The organism is Bergeriella denitrificans NBRC 102155, assembly GCF_001592185.1.
Lineage (GTDB): Bacteria > Pseudomonadota > Gammaproteobacteria > Burkholderiales > Neisseriaceae > Neisseria > Neisseria denitrificans.
Window position 1 is genome coordinate 1 of sequence record NZ_BCWL01000204.1, and the last position, 3,618, is coordinate 3,618.

At 55.3% G+C, this 3,618-nt stretch carries 5 protein-coding genes; 3 read left to right on the plus strand and 2 right to left on the minus strand.

The features are described 5' to 3' along the window. Positions 1 to 9 precede the first annotated feature (9 nt). Complete coding sequence (locus BDE01S_RS09135) at positions 10 to 660, minus strand: NAD(P)-dependent oxidoreductase (protein ID WP_066080546.1); 651 nt, start codon at positions 658 to 660, stop codon at positions 10 to 12. A 123-nt stretch (positions 661 to 783) separates the two neighbouring features. Here BDE01S_RS09135 and BDE01S_RS09140 point away from each other — a divergent pair, with 123 nt between their 5' ends. From BDE01S_RS09140 to fabG, 3 genes are all read left to right on the plus strand, one after another. Further along, positions 784 to 1,671, plus strand: a complete 888-nt coding sequence (locus BDE01S_RS09140) for a LysR family transcriptional regulator (RefSeq protein WP_066080548.1) — start codon at positions 784 to 786, stop codon at positions 1,669 to 1,671. Beyond that, positions 1,672 to 1,965 (plus strand): GIY-YIG nuclease family protein, encoded by a 294-nt coding sequence (locus tag BDE01S_RS09145; RefSeq protein ID WP_066080551.1) that lies wholly within the window; start codon positions 1,672 to 1,674, stop codon positions 1,963 to 1,965. A 275-nt stretch (positions 1,966 to 2,240) separates the two neighbouring features. After that, positions 2,241 to 2,987: a 3-oxoacyl-ACP reductase FabG gene (gene fabG, locus BDE01S_RS09150; protein WP_066080554.1), complete on the plus strand. Its 747-nt coding sequence runs from the start codon at positions 2,241 to 2,243 to the stop codon at positions 2,985 to 2,987. Between the two features lie 76 nt (positions 2,988 to 3,063). Here fabG and mscL read toward each other — a convergent pair whose 3' ends face one another. Then, the gene (mscL, locus tag BDE01S_RS09155; RefSeq protein WP_066080557.1) at positions 3,064 to 3,501 is read right to left on the minus strand and encodes a large conductance mechanosensitive channel protein MscL; all 438 of its coding nucleotides are present in this window, start codon (positions 3,499 to 3,501) and stop codon (positions 3,064 to 3,066) included. Between the last annotated feature and the right edge of the window lie 117 nt (positions 3,502 to 3,618).

Genomic DNA, 3,618 nt, shown 5'->3' on the forward strand with positions numbered 1-3,618 from the left:
ATATGTTAATCAAACCGCTTCGGCAACGGTAAAACGTTCAAACAAATGTGCTTTGTTTTCCGCCGCGTCCACAATCGCACAAGCCAAATCAGGCGCGGAAATATTAGCCAACTCCTCCCCGGTAAACAACACATCGTCTTTACCGGTACGGTAGCGGCCGCTGCGGGTATCCACATCCCCCTCAAACGCCGCAGGCGGAGAAATAAACGACCAATTCACATCGCGGCGGTCTTGCAAATCTTTCAACCAATTACGCGCAGCATGAGCACCGTCGTAAATCTCCTTCGGAAACTCCGGCGTATCAATCAGCTGCACATCAGGCGCGATGTAGAGGCTGCCCGCACCGCCCACCGCCAGAAAATACGGCACTGCGGCTACTTTGACCGCTTCGGTAATCGCCGCCGCTCCTTTAGCAAAATCCGCACCCGCATTCGGATTATCCCAACCCGGGTTAAACGCACTGACCACAGCATCCAAGCCTTCGAGCTGACCAGCAAAACCGGCATCGTTCACATCAAAAGCAACCGCTTTGATATTACCGCCCTGCTGCACCTTTTCCACACCGCGGGCAAACGCCGTCACCTCATGGCCGCGCGCCGCAGCCTCCTTCACCACAGCCTTGCCGACCGTACCCGTCGCACCGATAACCGCAATTTTCATATCCGTCTCCTTAACTGGTTAACTTGAATCGATAAAGCGCATTGTAAGACCGTCTGAAACACTTGATAATCCCCGTTTTACTGTTTATATTATTAAGTCAAACTAAACAATAAGCCGTCTGAAATGCAAGACATCAAACCCCTGATCGTATTCGCCGCCGTATTGGAACACGGCAGCATGAACGCCGCCGCCGCCGCACTCGACATGACCCCCTCGGCAGTCAGCCAGCACATCAACCGCCTCGAAGCCGTACACGGCATCAAACTCCTCAACCGCAGCACCCGCCGCCTCGCCCCCACCGACGCAGGGCAGGCACTCGGAGACTACTGCCGCCGCCTCAGCCGCACGCTCGCCGACACCCGCAACGCCATCGACGCCCTGAAAACCGAGCCAGCCGGCGAATTACACCTGTCGCTGCCCTCCACCATCATCGACGCACAAGCCTTTCAGGCGGCCTTAGCCCGCCTGCGCCGCGAATTCCCCAAAATCAAACCCGTCTTACATTTCAACGACGCACTCGACGACCTGCAAAACAGCCGCTTCGACCTCGCCATCCGCGGCGGCGACCACGCGCTCGACGACCCCAACCTCGTCGCAAGACACCTCTTCTCCTGGCCGTACCAAATCTACGCCAGCCCCGGCTATCTGGCCGGACACCCGCCGATCGAACGCCCCGAAGACCTGCAGCAGCACCAATGGCTGCTGTTTCAAGCCCCGCGCCTGACCCTCCACCGCGAACACCAAAGCTGCAGCATCGACCTCACCGACTACATCGCCTGCAACCAGCTCGCCGCCGTCCGCAACCTGACCGTCGGCGGCTTCGGCCTCTCCTGCCAACTGAGCGGCGAAGTACAGCACCTCGTCGCCGCAGGCCGTCTGAAAAACGTCCTGCCCGAATGGAGCCTGCCCGCCGTCAACGTATACGCCGTTACCCCCTACCGCATCCAATCCGCCAAAACCCACGCCGCCGTCAAAATCCTGCAAGAAAGCTTCGCACAGGAGGCCGTCTGAATGGATACGCCCCGCCCGACGCAGCCGAACTGGTGCGTTTACCTGATACTGTGCCGCAACGGCTCGCTCTACTGCGGCATCAGCAACCGCCCCGCCGCCCGCTTCACCGCCCACCTTCAGGGCAAAGGCGCCAAATACACCCGCACCAGCCCCCCGCTCGCCATGCGCATCGTTTCAGACGGCCTGGACAAAAGCACCGCCCTGAAACGCGAAGCCGAAATCAAAAAACTGCCTACAATTAAAAAACGGGATTTATGGGCGGCCGCCGAAGCTACGGAAGTTACAGCCGTCTGAAAATAGCCGCAGCAAGGGAAACCCAAATGCCGTAGGGCGGGCAATCAACCATTGACAGCACATTCCGACTGATAGGACAAAAAAGGTGTTAAAAACCGCCGAAAGCATTATCCCGTAAGGTTTTAAGCAGAATGAAAGCCACCAACACCAAAAATGCCCTTTTTGCGCCTCAAAACAGCTGATAAAAAACGGCCTGCCGCAGCAAAATTAGATTAAACACCCTATTTGTGCTATAAAGCCGTTTGAAAAGAAACAACCTGTGTGAAAGGAATAAGATGAGCACTCAAGACCTGACCGGCAAAATCGCCTTAGTAACCGGCGCATCGCGCGGCATCGGTGCGGCGATTGCCGATACTTTGGCCGCAGCAGGCGCAACGGTTATCGGCACCGCCACTAGCGAAAGCGGCGCAGCCGCCATCAGCGAACGCCTGGCGCAATGGGGCGGACAAGGCCGCGCCTTAAATTCCGCCGAGCCGGAAAGCATTGAAAACCTGATTGCCGCCATCGAAAAAGAGTTCGGCAAACTCGACATTCTGGTCAACAACGCCGGCATCACCCGCGACAACCTCCTGATGCGTATGAAAGAAGAGGAGTGGGACGACATCATGCAGGTTAATCTGAAATCCGTCTTCCGCGCGTCCAAAGCCGTATTGCGCGGCATGATGAAGCAGCGCAGCGGCCGCATCATCAACATCACTTCCGTTGTCGGCGTGATGGGCAATGCCGGCCAAACCAACTACGCCGCCGCCAAAGCCGGCTTAATCGGTTTCGCCAAATCCATGGCGCGCGAAGTCGGCAGCCGAGGCATCACCGTCAACTGTGTCGCCCCCGGTTTTATCGACACCGACATGACCCGTGCCCTGCCGGAAGAGACCCGCAAAACTTTTGAAGCGCAAACTTCGCTGGGCAGATTCGGCGACGCGCAGGATATTGCCGACGCCGTATTGTTCCTGGCTTCCGACCAGGCGAAATACATCACCGGCCAAACCCTGCACGTCAACGGCGGTATGCTGATGCCGTAAAGCGTTTTTCCACAAAAAAGCCGTCTGAAAATCCACATTTTCAGACGGCTTTTTCTATCAAATAAATCCGTAAAGATTATTTTTTGTTCAAAGAATCACGGATTTCACGCAGCAGCAAAACTTCTTCGCTCGGCTCTTCGGCTGCCGGCTCTTCTTCGGCTTTTTTCTTCATGCTGTTGATGGCTTTTACCACGCAGAAAATGGCGGAGGCTACGATCAGGAAGCTGATGATGCTGTTGATAAACAGACCCAGGTTCAACGTAACCGCGCCGGCTTCTTGAGCGGCGGCCAGGGTAGCGTAGCCGGCTTCAGGTGCGTTAGCACCATCTTTCAGAGTGATGAACAGGTTGGAGAAGTCCACACCGCCCAGCAGCATACCGATAGGCGGCATCAATACATCGTCCACCAAGGATTTTACAATCGCGCTGAACGCCGTACCGACTACCATACCGACAGCCAGATCGACCACGTTGCCGCGCATCACAAACTCTTTAAATTCTGAGCCAATAGACATTTTCAAACTCCTAATAGTTAATGTAAATAAGTAATTGATTTTAATAGAAAGGTGGGCATGATACCGTTTTATTCGTTAAATATATTTCATGCAGGTTAAATTTTGTATTTTTCGCAG